The 16022-nt window shown below is 32.0% G+C and carries 15 protein-coding genes; 6 read left to right on the top strand and 9 right to left on the bottom strand.

The genetic code is table 11. From position 1 onward, the window contains the following. Positions 1-39: 39 nt before the first annotated feature. From serA to Q0856_RS04990, 6 genes are all read right to left on the bottom strand, one after another. Positions 40-1935, bottom strand: a complete 1896-nt coding sequence (gene serA / locus Q0856_RS05015) for a phosphoglycerate dehydrogenase (RefSeq protein ID WP_298476653.1) — start codon at positions 1933-1935, stop codon at positions 40-42. Positions 1936-2052: 117 nt separating this feature from the next. Next, the gene (locus Q0856_RS05010) at positions 2053-2841 is read right to left on the bottom strand and encodes an NUDIX domain-containing protein (RefSeq protein WP_298503208.1); all 789 of its coding nucleotides are present in this window, start codon (positions 2839-2841) and stop codon (positions 2053-2055) included. Positions 2842-3196: 355 nt separating this feature from the next. Next, positions 3197-3976, bottom strand: a complete 780-nt coding sequence (locus Q0856_RS05005) for an alpha/beta hydrolase (protein WP_298503207.1) — start codon at positions 3974-3976, stop codon at positions 3197-3199. A 6-nt stretch (positions 3977-3982) separates the two neighbouring features. Further along, positions 3983-4684: a DUF3307 domain-containing protein gene (locus Q0856_RS05000; RefSeq protein ID WP_298503205.1), complete on the bottom strand. Its 702-nt coding sequence runs from the start codon at positions 4682-4684 to the stop codon at positions 3983-3985. Beyond that, entirely contained in the window at positions 4668-5291 is a 624-nt protein-coding gene (locus Q0856_RS04995) for a SatD family protein (RefSeq protein ID WP_298503204.1), read from the bottom strand. Before Q0856_RS04995 ends, Q0856_RS05000 begins: the two co-directional genes overlap by 17 nt. A 70-nt stretch (positions 5292-5361) precedes the next feature. Then, entirely contained in the window at positions 5362-5814 is a 453-nt protein-coding gene (locus Q0856_RS04990) for an isoprenylcysteine carboxylmethyltransferase family protein (RefSeq protein ID WP_298503202.1), read from the bottom strand. A 73-nt stretch (positions 5815-5887) separates the two neighbouring features. Between Q0856_RS04990 and Q0856_RS04985 the strand changes: the two genes are divergently transcribed. The 5 genes from Q0856_RS04985 (at position 5888) to Q0856_RS04965 (ending at position 11007) form a co-directional block, all read left to right on the top strand. Then, complete coding sequence (locus tag Q0856_RS04985) at positions 5888-6469, top strand: non-canonical purine NTP diphosphatase (RefSeq protein WP_298476670.1); 582 nt, start codon at positions 5888-5890, stop codon at positions 6467-6469. A 212-nt stretch (positions 6470-6681) separates the two neighbouring features. Then, the gene (locus Q0856_RS04980; protein WP_298476674.1) at positions 6682-8493 is read left to right on the top strand and encodes a DEAD/DEAH box helicase; all 1812 of its coding nucleotides are present in this window, start codon (positions 6682-6684) and stop codon (positions 8491-8493) included. 74 nt (positions 8494-8567) lie between these two features. Continuing rightward, positions 8568-9350: a carboxypeptidase-like regulatory domain-containing protein gene (locus tag Q0856_RS04975; protein ID WP_298476677.1), complete on the top strand. Its 783-nt coding sequence runs from the start codon at positions 8568-8570 to the stop codon at positions 9348-9350. A 119-nt stretch (positions 9351-9469) separates the two neighbouring features. Next, positions 9470-9961: a hypothetical protein gene (locus Q0856_RS04970; RefSeq protein WP_298503200.1), complete on the top strand. Its 492-nt coding sequence runs from the start codon at positions 9470-9472 to the stop codon at positions 9959-9961. A gap of 494 nt (positions 9962-10455) precedes the next feature. Continuing rightward, positions 10456-11007 (top strand): GNAT family N-acetyltransferase, encoded by a 552-nt coding sequence (locus Q0856_RS04965; RefSeq protein ID WP_298503198.1) that lies wholly within the window; start codon positions 10456-10458, stop codon positions 11005-11007. A gap of 101 nt (positions 11008-11108) precedes the next feature. On the opposite strand, the gene Q0856_RS04960 is transcribed toward Q0856_RS04965, so the two are convergent. The 3 genes from Q0856_RS04960 to Q0856_RS04950 all read right to left on the bottom strand — a co-directional run bounded on the left by Q0856_RS04960 (position 11109) and on the right by Q0856_RS04950 (position 14683). Then, positions 11109-13217 carry a hypothetical protein gene (locus Q0856_RS04960; RefSeq protein WP_298503196.1) on the bottom strand — a complete coding sequence of 703 codons (2109 nt, stop codon included), beginning with the start codon at positions 13215-13217 and terminating at the stop codon, positions 11109-11111. 235 nt (positions 13218-13452) lie between these two features. Next, positions 13453-13983 carry an SRPBCC family protein gene (locus Q0856_RS04955; protein ID WP_298503195.1) on the bottom strand — a complete coding sequence of 177 codons (531 nt, stop codon included), beginning with the start codon at positions 13981-13983 and terminating at the stop codon, positions 13453-13455. A gap of 43 nt (positions 13984-14026) precedes the next feature. Then, positions 14027-14683, bottom strand: coding sequence for an RNA methyltransferase (locus Q0856_RS04950; protein WP_298503193.1), 657 nt, complete (start codon positions 14681-14683; stop codon positions 14027-14029). Between the two features lie 124 nt (positions 14684-14807). On the opposite strand from Q0856_RS04950, the gene Q0856_RS04945 reads away from it, so the two are divergent. Beyond that, on the top strand, positions 14808-15989 hold the full coding sequence (locus tag Q0856_RS04945) for an HYR domain-containing protein (protein ID WP_298503191.1): 1182 nt from the start codon (positions 14808-14810) through the stop codon (positions 15987-15989). The last annotated feature ends 33 nt before the right edge of the window (positions 15990-16022 follow it).

The following is a 16022-nucleotide window of genomic DNA, read 5'->3' as shown; positions in this document are numbered from 1 at the left end:
TACGTTATCTAGCTTTTAATTTTAATTACAATTAAACTATTAGTACAGAACCCTAAATTTAATTGTGTTGTCTACTTTTTTAAGTGCTTTAAGAACTTCTTTATCATATTCTTTATCTAAGTCAGAAATTACATAACCAACTTCATTATCCGTCGAAAGATACTGTGCCGATATATTCATTTCATACTTCGCTAACACTTCATTTATTTTAGCCATAATGCCAGGCACATTTTTATGAATATGTAAGAACCTATGTGCCTTATTTTGCTTTGGCAGTCTTATATTAGGGAAATTCACCGCATCCACTGTGTTTCCCGAATTTATATAATCCATTATTTTATTAGGAACAAAATCAGCTATATCTCGCTGCGCCTCTTCTGTACTACCACCAACATGAGGAGTTAATATAACATTTGGTAACCCTTGTAATTCTGTAAGAAAGTCTCCATTACTTCTAGGTTCTTCAGGATAAACATCTACAGCGGCTCCTCCTAGTTTTCCGCTTTTAAGAGATGCCACCAAAGCTTTAATATCTACTACAAACCCTCTAGAAAGATTAATTAACATTGCACCCTTTTTCATTTGGTTAATTTCCCTTTCTCCAATGAAATTTTTATTCGCTTTATTATCATCAATATGAAGAGTAACTACATCTGATATAGACAACAAATCTTCTAGAGTATTGCATTTTGTAGCATTACCTAGTGCTAGCTTATCATCCACATCATAATAATAAACACGCATACCAAGAGCTTCAGCTAAAACAGAAAGTTGTTTTCCTATATTTCCGTAGCCAACAATTCCAAGGTTTTTTCCTCTTACCTCTCTAGAATTAGCAGCTGTTTTATTCCATTGACCAGAATGAATTTCTGAACTTCTTTGAAAAACAGAGCGCATTAACATAATTATTTGCCCAATTGCTAACTCCACAACAGATCGCGTATTACTATAAGGAGCATTAAAGACAACTACACCTTTATTCTTACAATGCAACAAATCTATTTGGGTTGTTCCTATACAAAAGGCACCAACAACTAATAGCTTATCCGCAGCATCTAACACTTTCTTTGTTACCTGTGTTTTAGAACGTATTCCTAACACATGTACTCCTTTAATTTTCTCTATTAATTCTTCTTCAGGAATACTATGCTTTACCAATTCTACCGAAAAACCTTCTTCAGAAAGGTTTTTAAAAGCATCTGGGTGCACATTTTCTAACAATAAAATCTTAATTCTATTCTTTGGGTATGAGATATTTCTTGGCAAATCGTTCACAAATAAAAATTCATCTAGGTTAGGTGTAATATAATCAGCATTATTTGCTGCTTTTTCTCTATGCACATTTTCGGTATAAGCAAAAAATTTATCTGCTATTCCTGCTTCGCGCATTACATAATCGCTATAGCCGTCTCCAATCACCTGAACTTCTCCTTCCAGGTTCATTTGTTTTAGACAATCTATTTTTCCATTGTGTTGTGATAATACATTATCATTATCAAAACCAATTATTTTTCCTTCCGCATTAAATTTAAATGTATTAGCATAAACTCTATCAGCAGGGATATTATACTCTGCCACGATGGGATCTATAAATTCTTTAAACCCACAAGAAATTACATAGATATCTTTCGAAAATTTTTCAAAAAATTCTTTATTAGATTCAATAGATTTCGAGATCTTTTGCTTTAACTCTTCTACTAAAGGCGCTAAATCATCCTTGTGCGCATTTAAAAGTTTTATTCGTCTTTCTAACGACTCTGTAAATGAAATATCCCCATCTATTCCTAAGTTGGTTATTTTCTGAATCTCATCTATTACCTCTTCACGATTAGATTGTCCTTCTAGAGTCATTTCAGCTAAAACATCTAAAGCTTCTACCCTTGTTAAAGTACTATCAAAATCGAAAACGTATTTTCTTTCCAAAGCAGTATTCATTTAAAAAAAATTAAGCTGTAAAAATAAAAATAAAATCTGTCCGATGTTAATCGAAAAGGTAAATAAAACAAAATGATTACAATTTGATGTAATTTATTTAAAAAAGCTCCTTAAAGGTTAATAATTAAAACCAATTCCGCGGGTAAGCAACTCGTTATATTTTTCTTTGTTAAAGCTATACAAATATGGCGCTTTATTTGCAGCTCCTGTTAGTTGTTTTTCTTCTCTTTTAAAAATATCTAATTTCAACATTTTACGCTGAAAATTACTACGCTCTAAAGGCTTTTGTAAAATAGCCTCATATAGCTTTTGAACATCTTGCATGGTAAATTTTTCTGGTAATAAGGATATGCCAATTGGCATGTAGTTTAACTGAATGCGCAATTGATGCAATGCTCTTTCTATTATTTTATTATGATCCAAAAGCAGTTCTGGTAAATTATGTACATTAACCCACGCATACTTTTCACTAAAAACATCTGGATTTACAAGAGTTTTCTCAATATTTGCAAGTGCCAAATAACCTGTAGTTATAAATCTTTTATCTATCCATTCTACAAAGTTATTTTTGCCAAATAAATCTTGCTGTGTATAATTACTAAATCTTGCAGAAATAATCTTAGAATTCATTTTGGACCTTTCTTTTTCTCCGAATGTATAGAACTGATCTAAAAACATAGAAGTTACCCCCGTTCTTTCCTTTAAAACACGCACAGCTGCAGCGTCTAAATCTTCATCCAAATAAATAAAGCCGCCAGGCAATGACCACAAATCTTCTTGTTTCCATTTTAAAAGCAATGTTTTTAACTGATAATTCTCATACCCAAAAACTACACAATCTATTGAGTTTCCAGGCAAACACTTAGATATTACGGCATTCATACTTTTAAAAAACTCATCTTTCATAAAAACAAATATAAATATTTTATTGTGTCATAATGATACATTGAAATAATTTTCGTAATGTTGTATCAATATAACACATTGTATTTTGCAATAAGGATTTTCCACATTAATAAAAATTATCTAGCCAAGACAAATGGAAATATCCTTTATTATTTCGACGCAATCGTTAAGAAAATAAAACCTAATGAACTATCGCCCTAGCGAATAAATAGACATAAAATTATATTCAGATGTGCATCCTGAATATACTACGAAGTTAGTTAGAGAAGGCCTATTAAGTTATTTTACTACCTAGTAAAGCATACTTTTAGGCCTTAGCTTATGCATCAATATGACTAGCCTATCTTTAATAATCCTATAAAAAATCAAGGATTTCTGTTGCAAAATTTAATGTTTTTACAGTGTCGTTATGCCCTCCGTTTACAATTTTTATAGCACTCTTAGGTATTTCTTTTTGCAAGTCTAACGGACTGCCATTATCTGTATCTAAATCCCCCGCTATAATTAAAACTTTAGCTTTTATTTTTGAAAGTTCCTCTAAGCTAGTGCATGGCTGGTGCTTTTGTTGCAAATGGAGAGATTGTAAATCTGCATTAATAGATTTTGCATAATCTACTGCACCTTTTGTTTCTGAGTTTGTATCCCCTCTAAAAGCATTAGCAAACAATATACGTCTTGACCAATCTTTGTTCGTAAAATCTAATCCCATTCCCCCAATAACAGCTTTCTTAATTCGCTTATCTTGAGTCAACAATTCCGCCAGTATTATACTTCCCCTAGAATAACCAACAGCTTTATATTTTTTAATATTTAGCTTATTTATCAGTAATACTAAATCTCTTACTTCGGCATCATTTATATACCCTGAATCTTTCTGAGGCTTATCGGACGAACCTGTTCCTCTCAAATCTGGTACAATAACGCGGTAACCTTCTTTTAAAAGCATTGGTTTTAAAAGTGTTTTTTCCCAAGAAGCGCCAGAATTGATAAATCCGTGAATTAACAAAACTACTTTTCCTTTCCCTTCATCTGTATAAGCAATTTGGGTACCATCAAACGATTCTAGATACTGTGTTTGACAATAGCCAACGTAAGTCATAAAAAAGATTATAATAATTATTATTTTACCCCTCATTACCTATTACTTTATGTGTAAATAAGCTAATCCTGTTAAAATAGCAAGTCCAAAACTTATTAGTGTTCCTATTAAAATGTACTCTGTAAGTTTTCTATTGTTACTTTCTTTTAAATCATTAAAACGAAAGACCGATTTAGCTGTTATTAATAAACCTATAACTTCCCATCTACCCAAAATAATAAACAACAATACAAATAGCCGTTCTATAATACCAATGTACTTTCCCGCGTTGGGAAGGGATTTATGATCTACGGGTATTTGGTTAGACATACTCTCCAACAATTTAGACATAATTATTGCCGCCGGAAAACTAACAAATACTATAGCTGTTATCAACCCCCAATCTAAGTTTTGAAAAAAGCTCCATGTTTGTCCATACAAATCATCATAAAAAACACAAACGTAAAGAACTAACAAATGAAAAAATTGGTCCACAAAAAAGGGAATACTATTATTCTTAAATCTTGGTGCTATATATAACTTAGTTGCATCTATTATTAAGTGAGAAAAAGCTATAATTAATGCTATGTACCATTTACTAATATCCCATAAAAGGAGCATTGTAACTACAAAATGTACCAATGTATGAGTGTACAAAAATTTAGAAGCTATTTTATTAGCCTCCTTATGTATTACCCACTTAGATGGCTGTATAATAAAATCTCCTATTAAATGCGCTAAGAATAATTTAATCCAAAGTATCATACTTTATTTCTTTACTAATTTTTGTGTAATAGTTAAGCAGATTCAAAACCAAATCTAACCTAGCCCTTTTTAATCTTTGACTAACAGCGGATTGCCGTATATCTAATTGTTTTGCTATTTCTTTCTGTGATGTTGTTTTATTATTTAGAACTATACTAACGATTTCAGCAGAAACAACACTCCAATCATCCATAAAATCTAATGCTAGTTTTAGCATTAAATTTAATGTCTCGTCAATTCCTGTATTCCCTGTAGCAACCGCTATATTAGTTTTTGCCTGCTTTAACAGATTTAATGTTCTTCCGGAGCGTTGATAAGCTAATCCATTAGACTCTGTAACCCCATTACCTACATAAGTTTCATCACCAAAACCTATCCCCATGCGTACATCTAAATTCTTAACACATTTAAGTAATGCTTTTAGATGAATAGCTTCTTTTAATGCATTTTCCACAGGAAGTTTAACCTGAAATTCATCTCCGCGGTAAACCTCCCAATCTACAGGTGTATTACCTATTGTACTCAAGTGACTCTTTAGTATAGGTATCCATTCTTCAGAGTTATAATCCCCTGAATTTATTATGTCTCCTGTTATAATTGCTATCATAATTATAAGTTAAAATGCTAATATATAAAAATATAAGCAAAATTGCTAATAAAGCAAAAATATAAGCTTTCTAAAACCATCTTCTTACTCTAGAGCAGTACAATGCATATTCCTTTCCAAATTTTTTACGAAGAGCTCTCTCTTCCGGAAAAATCTGAAAACGGTTCATATAACGCACAAAAATTACTGCAAGAATATAGTTAAACGCATTTCCTAAAATAATACACCATCCAAAAAGAATTAACAACAAAGCTAAATACATAGGATTACGAGAATACCTATACAAACCAGAAACAACTAAACTAGACACTTTATCTGGATTCCTTGGATCTATAGTAGTTTTATTCACAAAAAATTGAATTATGGCAAAAAGTCCAATCAAAAAAGCAATCGTAAATAAAAAATACACCATATACATTCTTCCAAAAAAATGAAAATATCCAAAAGGCAAGAATTTAGCAAGAAGATACATTAGTAATCCAAAAACAAAAAGGACAACTACTGGAGGAATTTTTAATTTCATTTCATAAAATTACTATTTTTGATTCTAGAACAAGAACATCTAACCCAAATTTTGCTCTCCATATTTTATCCTTATGAAACTTGTATTTGCTACTAATAATTTAAATAAACTAAAAGAAGTACAACTTTTAGTTCCAGAAGATATAACCCTACTCTCCTTAAAAGATATAGGTTGCATAGAAGACATACCAGAAACAGCAAACACTTTAGAAGGCAATGCCCAACTAAAAGCAGATTATATTACAAAAAAATACAATCTACCTTGCTTTGCTGACGATACAGGTTTATTAGTACATAGTTTAAACGGAGAGCCCGGTGTATATTCTGCAAGATACGCAGGAGAACAAAAGTCTTCTGAAGACAATATGAATTTACTTCTAAAAAAACTAAAAGAAAAAACAAATCGCTCTGCATATTTTAAAACTGTAATTGCTCTAAACATAAACAATACCCAAACTCTTTTTCAGGGAATAGCAAAAGGAGAAATAACAAAAACCAAAGATGGTTTAGAAGGTTTTGGTTACGACCCTATTTTTAAACCCGAAGGTTATAACAAAACTTTTGCTGAACTTCCTTTAACAACTAAAAACCAAATAAGTCACAGAGGAAAAGCTATAGCACAATTAATAGAACACTTAAACAAGGCTCTTTATTAATACAAAAAAAGCAGCAAAACCCAGTGTTTATAGCTCTTTCATAGCTCTCTAACTTAATTTAAAAGTAGTATTTTCTCAATCTAATTAATTACAGTACATTTGCACCTTTATTAAACGCCGCTGGTATAGCATGTGTTGCGCTGAGTCTAAATGGGTTACAATGGTAAATCGCTCTATGCAACATTCATATTTGCGATTAACATATATTCATTATGACAAAATTTACAGATTTAGGACTAGATCAGTCCTTATTAGACGCTGTTTCAGATTTAGGTTTTGAGAAACCTTCTGAAGTTCAAGAAAAAGCAATTCCAATTCTATTAGAAGATGAAACCGATTTAGTTGCCTTAGCGCAAACTGGAACAGGAAAAACAGCTGCTTTTGGTTTTCCACTTATTCAAAAAATAGATAGCAACAGTAGAACTACGCAAGGATTAATTTTATCTCCGACGAGAGAATTGTGCTTGCAAATAACTAACGAATTAAAACTATATTCTAAATACGAAAAAAATGTAAATGTAGTAGCCATATATGGAGGAGCTAGCATTACAGACCAAGCCAGACAAATAAAAAGAGGCGCTCAAATTGTTGTAGCTACTCCTGGTCGTATGAAAGATATGATTAATCGTGGTTTGGTAAACATTACCAAAATAGATTATTGTGTTTTAGATGAAGCAGATGAAATGCTTAATATGGGATTCTTTGAAGATATTAAAGACATCTTATCTAATACTCCTGACGAAAAATCTACATGGTTGTTTTCTGCAACTATGCCTAGAGAAGTATCTATTATTGCCAAAAAATTTATGCATTCTCCTAAAGAAATTACGGTTGGTGCAAAAAATTCTGGAGCATCTACAGTGCAACATGAGTATTACCAAGTTAGCGGAAGAGACCGCTACCCTGCTTTAAAAAGATTAGCAGATACAAATCCGGGTATATTTTCTGTTGTTTTTTGCAGAACTAAAAGAGATACGCAACGCGTTGCAGAAATGCTTATTGAAGATGGTTATAACGCCGGAGCTTTACACGGAGATTTAAGTCAAAACCAGAGAGATTTGGTAATGAACTCTTTCCGTAAAAAGCAAATACAAATGCTTGTTGCTACAGATGTAGCCGCTCGTGGTATTGATGTAGACGATGTTACCCACGTAATTAATTACCAATTACCGGATGAAATAGAAACCTATACCCACCGTAGTGGTCGTACAGGTAGAGCAGGCAAATCTGGTATCTCCATGGTTCTTGTTACCAGAAGTGAAACTAGGAAAATTAGAGCAATTGAAAATAAGATAAATCAAAAATTTATCCTTAAAACTATTCCTACTGGAATGGAAATTTGTGAAATTCAACTGTACCACTTAGCTAATAAAATAAAAGATGCAGAAATTAATGAAGAAATAGAAAGCTATCTTCCTGCTATAAATGATGTTTTCGCTGGTATAGAAAGAGAAGAACTTATTAAAAAGATTGTCTCTGCAGAATTTACCAGATTCTATAACTACTACAACAAAGCTAAAGACTTAAACTCAAGTTCTAGCGACCGAGGAGAAAGAGGTGAACGTCGCGAAAGAGGACAACGCGGTGGAGAAGTACCAACAAGTGGTTCTGTACGTTACTTTATCAACGTAGGAGAAAAAGACGATTACGATTGGATGTCTTTAAAAGATTTTATTAGAGAAACAGCTAATTTAGGAAAAGAAGATGTTTTTAAAGTAGATGTTAAAGAGAGCTTTTCATTCTTTAATACAGATGCATCTGTAACAGAACAAGTACTTTCTACTTTTACAGAATTTAAGGTAGATGGCCGTTTTGTAAATGTGGAAGTTTCTAAAAATCCTGGTGGCGGAAGAAGAGGCGGCGGAGGAAGAAGATTCGGCGGTGGCGGCGGTCGTGATCGTGGAAGAGATAGAGACCGTAGCGGAGGAAGAAACAAAAGAAGAGATGGTGGTTCTTCGCAAGGCGGAGGAGGAACATTCTCTGGAAAAAGAAGAAGCAAAAAGAGAAATACCGACTTCTTTTAGTTAAACCTATATTAAAAAATACGCTTCGGCGTATTTTTTTTTTGTTTGCGTGTATATTGCCGTATTTTAGAACTATGGGAAAAAAGTTGCTTATTATTTTTTGTTTTATTTCTTGCATCGCTTATAGCCAAGAAGAAACAAATACCGAAACTGAAATTAAAGCCATTGTTATTAATGCCCAAACAGATGCCGCTATGGAAAGTGTGCATATTGTAAACCTAAATAAAGTAAAAGGAACCATCACAAACAATAAAGGAGAGTTTACTATTGCCGCTACAGTAAATGACACCTTGTATTTTTCTTTCTTAGGTTTTAAATCTCAAAAAATTAGAGTAACAAATGATATGTTTAAGTTCAAGAATACCAAAGTTTCTCTTACAGAACTAGCATACGCTTTAGAAGAAGTAATTGTAACACCATACCAACTTACAGGATATTTAGAAATAGACATAAAAAACTTACCCATTAACAATGCATACCAATATAGCATCTCTGGTTTATCTGTTGGATATGAAGCCGGAAATAAAAATCCTAGTGCCGTTACAAAAGTACTTGGGGCGATCTTAAACCCGGCTGACTTACTTCGTAATTTATTTGGAAAAAAACCAAACCAAATGAAGAAACTTAGACAAATGAAAGAAGACGACGAGATTAGAAACCTCCTCGCATCTAAATTTGATAGAGAAACGTTAATGGAGTTATTACAAATTGAAAAAGTAGATATACAAGACATATTAAACAACTGCAATTATTCTAAATCTTTTATAACTACTGCTAATGATTTGCAAATTTTAGATGCCATAAGCGGATGCTATGAGGATTTTAAAGTCCTTAATAGAGGTAAAAAAAGAAAATAATCTACAAGTCTTTTGTAAGTTTAAAACCCACTAATAGGTTTCTTAAATGCCGTATAGCTTGCTCTAATGATTTGTCTTCTACTATTCTAAACAATACGCAAAAAACATTATCCTGTACTATGAAAAATTTCTTTATTGCATTCTTTTTATTATCTGTTTACGCAAAATGTTCAAGTCAAACTAAAGCAGAGGCGCTCCTATCTTTAAGTAAAAAAATAGACATACATAAGCTATATGATATCAAAAAAAATTACAACTACTTACTGGAAGAGGTAGACTTTAATAATAAGAAAACAATTAAATTGATACAATTCTGTACAGCAGGCGAACTTTGTTCAACAGCATGTTATTTGACCGCGAAAGAGTATTCAAGAATAACAATCAAACAAACAGATAAAAGTAAATACTTTCAAATATTTTTCCCGAACAATTCTATTGAAACGAAAAAAATTAACATAAAAACTGGAGAACATTTTAGTGGAGAAGCCGCATCTAGTATAACAATTTTTCTGGAAAAGAATTCACCACAGACTGAAGTGAATAAAATAAAAAAAGGATTTATTGGTTTATTAGAAATGTATAATATTCATAAAAAGGATATTTTAAACTAATCGTCTATTGTTAATTATATCTTGCGAAACTGTCGTATAAATAGACTTTACTCCTAGAAAAAAAAGGAACCTAACAGTACTTACTCCAACGTGTTACTACGGCACAAAACATCGTATCTAAAACAAAGCTACTACGTGTTAACTAAAAAAGTTTTGTATATTTAGTAACGGCTTGATTTCGGTTACTATACACTGCGATTTATCTTCTGGCCGTAACGAATTGGGTAAAGGTTTTTACCCTGACAAAGGGGAATTCCTACTTTCAAACAAGTTCTCCGGAACATATTTCGGAACGTATGTTGTTTTATGTAAAATCGTATAAACAAGAATGGTTTTTCGGTTTAGTCCTATTAAATTTTTATATTCCGAACTCAATACAAGCTTTAGTATATTTACAGCATTGGGCGAATTAGTATTTATGCTTTGGCTTCTGATTAAAGGTTCAAGAATATAAGAATTACAAACAGATAAATAAACGCGCAACAACAAAATCTATGCGTAATGAGGATTATATGGAGTTAAAAAAAGTTAATCAAAGTGATATTTTCGAGTTGCAAGAAGTATGTAAAAGTTCGTATTCTCACATATTTGCAGACCATTGGACTGAAAATGGATTAGAACTTTATCTAGAACAAGAGTTTGGTGAAAGACGACTAAAAGCCGAATTAAATAATACAAATTATGAATATTTCTTTATTTGCAAGCATTCAAAAAACATTGGTTTTGCAAAGGTTAATAATAAATCATCATTAAAATTATCTGAATTAGCTAATAGCGAATTGGAAAAAATATATATCCTTCCAAAATATAGCGGAATGGGTATCGGGAAAATAGCGTTAACCGAAATAATAAATCGAATTCAGAAAAAAGGAAAGAGGTTGATTTTTCTTTGTGTAATAGACTCCAATAAAAACGCGATTGCTTTCTATCAAAAACTAGGATTCGAATTTCACAGCAAAACACGATTAGAAATACCACTTTTCAAAGAAGAATTAAAAGGAATGGAACGCATGTGTCTTACGTTGAACCAAGAAAAAACAGCTTAAAACTTCTTCATAAAATACAATTAATCCGCACTAACACTACTATTTATTTTATACTTATGCTATACACAAATAGACTTACATAGTTAAGGAAATCTCCTAATTTAATAACTCATATATTTCCAGCCAGACCATAGTCCATTTATTTTCTCCCTGTACTTGCCGTCACGTATTTCCTCAACAAGAATGCCATTGGAATCGTAAAAGTATTTACCATTCCTCCACTTATCTTCCGTTTCCCCAGGTTTCTTGTCAAAATCTTTATAATTAATTATTGATTTCGTGTGAAATTCCCCTTTAAACGTTGAAAAAAATATTTGCTTCACCCGCTTATCACCTTCATATATGTTATCCGTTGTATTTATAGAATTATAGGGCTGTTCATTGTTACTTACTCTTCTCATTTTTCCATCTGGTCTATAAATAAAGCTTTTAACACGTGTACTCCCAGACTTTCCAAAATTCGTAGTGATTTGTAGCTCACTATCAGAAACCACATTATATGTCATAGTTAAACTGCTCACTTCATTTTTAGTTTCCCGAGCCTTTCCCCTTTTATATACTGTTGTATTTACCTCAATAGCATCTTCGTTATATTTAAATATTTTGGCTGTACTAACGTAATTTTTAAACATACCTTGCGTATTTCTAACACTTTCTGTTATTTTTCCATCGATATAGGTTATATCAAAATTACTTGGTATATCATTATTACTTGCCTGGTGACCTTCTAAGTAAATTGGGTTATTATCCATGTCGTAACGAATAGTGAAATCAAAATTTTGAAAGCTATCAATTCTTACTCCTGCTAATTGATTGTTTTTCCAGAATAAATCAATCCTATATGTATCTACAAGTGCATGTGCTAAGAAATTACCATCCCAAACAAAAGTAATATACTTATAGGCCTGATCATTAGTAGGTACTATGAATTTTTGCCCTGTTACTTTCCCTGATGCAGCATCGGTAATAATTTCTGCTTCAATTGGATAATATCCCAAATAACTACCTTCACCTGCAAATACATTCTTTAACGTTCGTAAAATGGAAATAGACATTTTATTATCTTCTTCCAAGGAACCTGTTGATTCATATGCGGTTTCAAACTCTTTAACAATAGGTAATGCTTCAATAACAGTTTCTGTTTCTACTACAGTATCATCGAATGTGCTATCCGCCGTGTTTACCTCAAAATGCCTTGAAGTAACGTTATTCACAATAAATTTTTCTTTTAAATTTTCGGCCATTTCCGCTAATTGTTTACCGTCAGATTTGTCGTACCCGTTCTCAATAAGCTTATTAGCATACTTTGAGGTTTCGTCTGGCATATCCAAATAATAATACATTTTTGCCAAGTTATAGTAACTGGCATATCTCATTTTTTTATGCTTATTTTTTTTGGGGTCGGTATATTTAGGAATAACACTTTTAAAATATACCATTACGGGTTCTAATTTTTCTTTTAACCCACTAATAGACTGATTATATTTACTTGTAGCAAAAATTTCCTGGGCTTGTTTTAAAGCCTTTTTATGTGCAGTATATTCGGGATGTTTTTTTGAATCTAGTATCCATAAATTAGTTCCAACCTGTTCTTGTGCATGATAACCAAATTGGTTGTTAAGTTCATAGTTTACGGAGGAAGGAATATTTCTTGCAAATTTCTTTATAAATTGGCTTTTAAGGGATTCTATATTAGTGGACACGTAATTTTCTCCTTCTTTTTTTGTTTTATATTTAGATGCCTTAAAATTCCCTTTATCAGAAATAGTATATTCATCACGTTTGCCATTCTGATCTTTCACATAATAAGAAGCTGTTGTTCTATAATGAATAATAGGTTGGTAATACTTCTGACTGCTAATTACCTTACCTTCTTTATTTTTCTTTATATCCTCAGTCTCGTAATACTTTACTCCTTCAATAATTATATCGTTTACCTGAATTTGAACATCAATAGTACCGTTCCTATTGATTTTCTCAAACCCTTCTATAATTATGCTCTCATTTATTACTTTACTAGGGTAGGCACTTTCTGCAGTAGGTACACTATTTGTGTTTACAGAATAGGTTCGTAAGTTTTTATCTTTTACAGGGTTTGTTGGTAATTTAACATAAGAAACTTTTATAGTTTCTCGGTCTAAATCGGTACTTTGAGCTTTCACAGCTTTTGAAAATACCAACAGTAATACTAGAATAACTATTTTTTTCATATTCGGGAATTAAAGGAAACAAAACTTTAAGTATAACTTTAAAATTTCGATAAAATTGCGGTTTTAAATTTTATACCACGAGCAAAAGGTTTGTTACTCTTAATAGAGTTGCTGAATCTTATAGCTAATCTTCATATCAAAAAAAAAGCAATATTATAGTAATCTTTAACCTCATCTGGATAAGAAAATTACAATTACTTCGGCTATTAAAGTTTTAAACCTAAACTATATATGCCTATTCTTCCTCCAATTGCTCTTTTAAAGCTCTTAAACCGTCTTCAAAATCTTTACCAACAGCCTTATCCATATTCATAAATAGCATCATAATACTCATTGGAAACTTATTTTTTCCTGAAAATCCCCATGTAACCTTTGTACTTCCTTGACCAGCATCTGCCACATCAAAATAACAATCTGAAGTAGACTTCCAAGGTTTTAGAAAACGAAGCTCACCTTCTATTCTCTCCCCTTCAATAATTTTAGTAATTTCTTGTTCCCCTTCCCCTACTTCTTTATTACCATTCCAATAACTAATAGCGCCAACTTCGCCATCCTTTCCTGTTAGTTTCTTCTCCATATTTGAGTCTTTTTTTGCCCATGGCGACCATTCTTGCTGCTTTTGCAAGTATTTAAGATTCTCAAAAACGTCAGATTTAGGCTTGTTAATTTCAATGCTTCTAAAAACATTATACCTTTTTGGTGCTATTAAACTTAAAATTAGCAACAGTACTACAATCCCTACGATGATATAAACTAGTGTATTCATTTTTGTGTTGGTTTTAGTGGTTTCCTTTAAAAGTAATAAAAATTTAACCTTTTTCAGAATAACGCTTTAAAATAGCATCAATACTTTTAATGGATTTTTTACTCCAATCTAACCGTTTTTCTAATTTTTCTTCTTCAGTTAGCTTCCAATCTAAGTTGCTATTTTTAAGCTTATTAGTTAAACTTTGTAATACTATAGCAGCAGAAACAGATATATTTAAGCTCTCCGTAAAACCAACCATAGGTACTTTTAAATAGCCATCTGCACTCTCAATGACTTCTTGACTCAACCCGTCTTTTTCAGTCCCAAAAAAGAGAGCTGTTTTACTGTCTAATTCAAAATCATCCAAATAACAAGAATCATTATGTGGCGTTGTCGCTATTATTTTATATCCATTTTTACGTAAACTATCAATACAACTAGAAGTATCTTTATACTCGTGAATATCTACCCAATTTTGGGCTCCCATAGAAATTTCTTCATCCAAACATTTTGCATTTCTATTCTCTATAACATGCGCATCTTGAATTCCAAAAACTTCACAACTACGTATTACAGCGCTCATATTGTGTCTTTGAAAAACATCTTCAATAGCTACCGTTATATACTTTGTTCGTTCCTCTAATATTACTTTAAAACGCTCTACGCGTTCCGGAGTTACAATTTCCTCTAAATAAGCCAAGAGTTTTTCATCTATCATACATCTAAGGTATAAAAAAGTTCTTTTAAGAAAACGGAACATTTATTACTTTTTATAGAACATATGAGAAAAACTAATCTCTTTTAGTTATATTACTTTACAATTTAATTAAAGCTCTCTTCCAATGTTTAAAAATAATTTTTCGCAAATTTTACTGACGCTTTTATTTATATCTAGTATCTCTTGTAGTAATGATGAAAAAGAAGAAGAGCAAAAAGACGCTATAGCTCCTTCTATAACATGTTTAGACCCCATAAATGTAAATATAGATACTACAGCTAAAGATGCTATGGTAACTTATACTACTCCAGAAGGAACAGATAATATTGCTGGTGCAGTAACAAGACAAACCTCTGGTTTAGCGTCGGGAGAATCATTTCCTGTAGGAACAACTACAAATACTTTTGTTGTTACTGATGCAGCCGGAAACACTACTTCTTGTAGTTTTGATGTAATAGTAGCAAGAAATAATCCTTCAGAAAACATGCCTTATTTTATAGGAGATGATCCAACGCCAACAGGAAAAAAATGGACTTCTGTAGCAGAATTGTCAGATGAATTTAATACGGATATTTTCGATGATTCTAAGTGGTTTAGAGACCCTTCTCAAGATCAATTTGGGTGGTATGGTAGAGAACCAGCACTTTTTCAACCTGATAATGTTTCTGTAGGAGGTGGATCCTTAAATGTAATGGTAAAAAAATTACAAACACCAATAACTAGTAATAGTCGTAATTGGACTCATGGAGGTGCAATTTTACGTTCCAAAACTAAAGCTATATCTGGTTATTACTATGAGGCTAGGATGAAAGCTAATGAAACAGTAATGTCTTCAACATTTTGGATAGCTTTTCCTCAAAATTGTAATTCAGGACCTTTCAGAAAACTTGAACTAGATATTCAAGAATGTGTAGGAAGAACACATAGTGGAACAGATTCATGGGCAAAAGAATGGGATAATATATATCACTCTAATACCTGGAGACACGCAAGAACTTGTGATATTAATAGCTCCGTGCAAAGACCAGGAAAAAAAGATTTAGAGGATAAAAATCATTCCAGATATTTTGTATATGGATGTTGGTGGAAATCGCCTACAGAAATATTATTTTACTTAGATGGAGAGTATGTTTATACGATTAAGCCTTCAACAGATTTTGATTTAGAAGGTCACATAACCATGGCAATGGAAACTTATGATTGGAACCCTATTGAGCCAGAGAACGATTTAACTGCTACTGGAACTGAAGAGCAAAGAACTACAAAGTATGATTGGGTAAGAACTTGGAAATTAGAAGACTTGTAAAGTATTTAATCCGTATTACTATAAAAGTTAGGT

This window comes from uncultured Maribacter sp., assembly GCF_947496775.1.
In the GTDB taxonomy this organism is placed as follows: Bacteria; Bacteroidota; Bacteroidia; order Flavobacteriales; family Flavobacteriaceae; genus Maribacter_B.
Note: the sequence above shows the minus strand (reverse complement) of the source record. Positions and strands in the feature narration are given on the sequence as shown.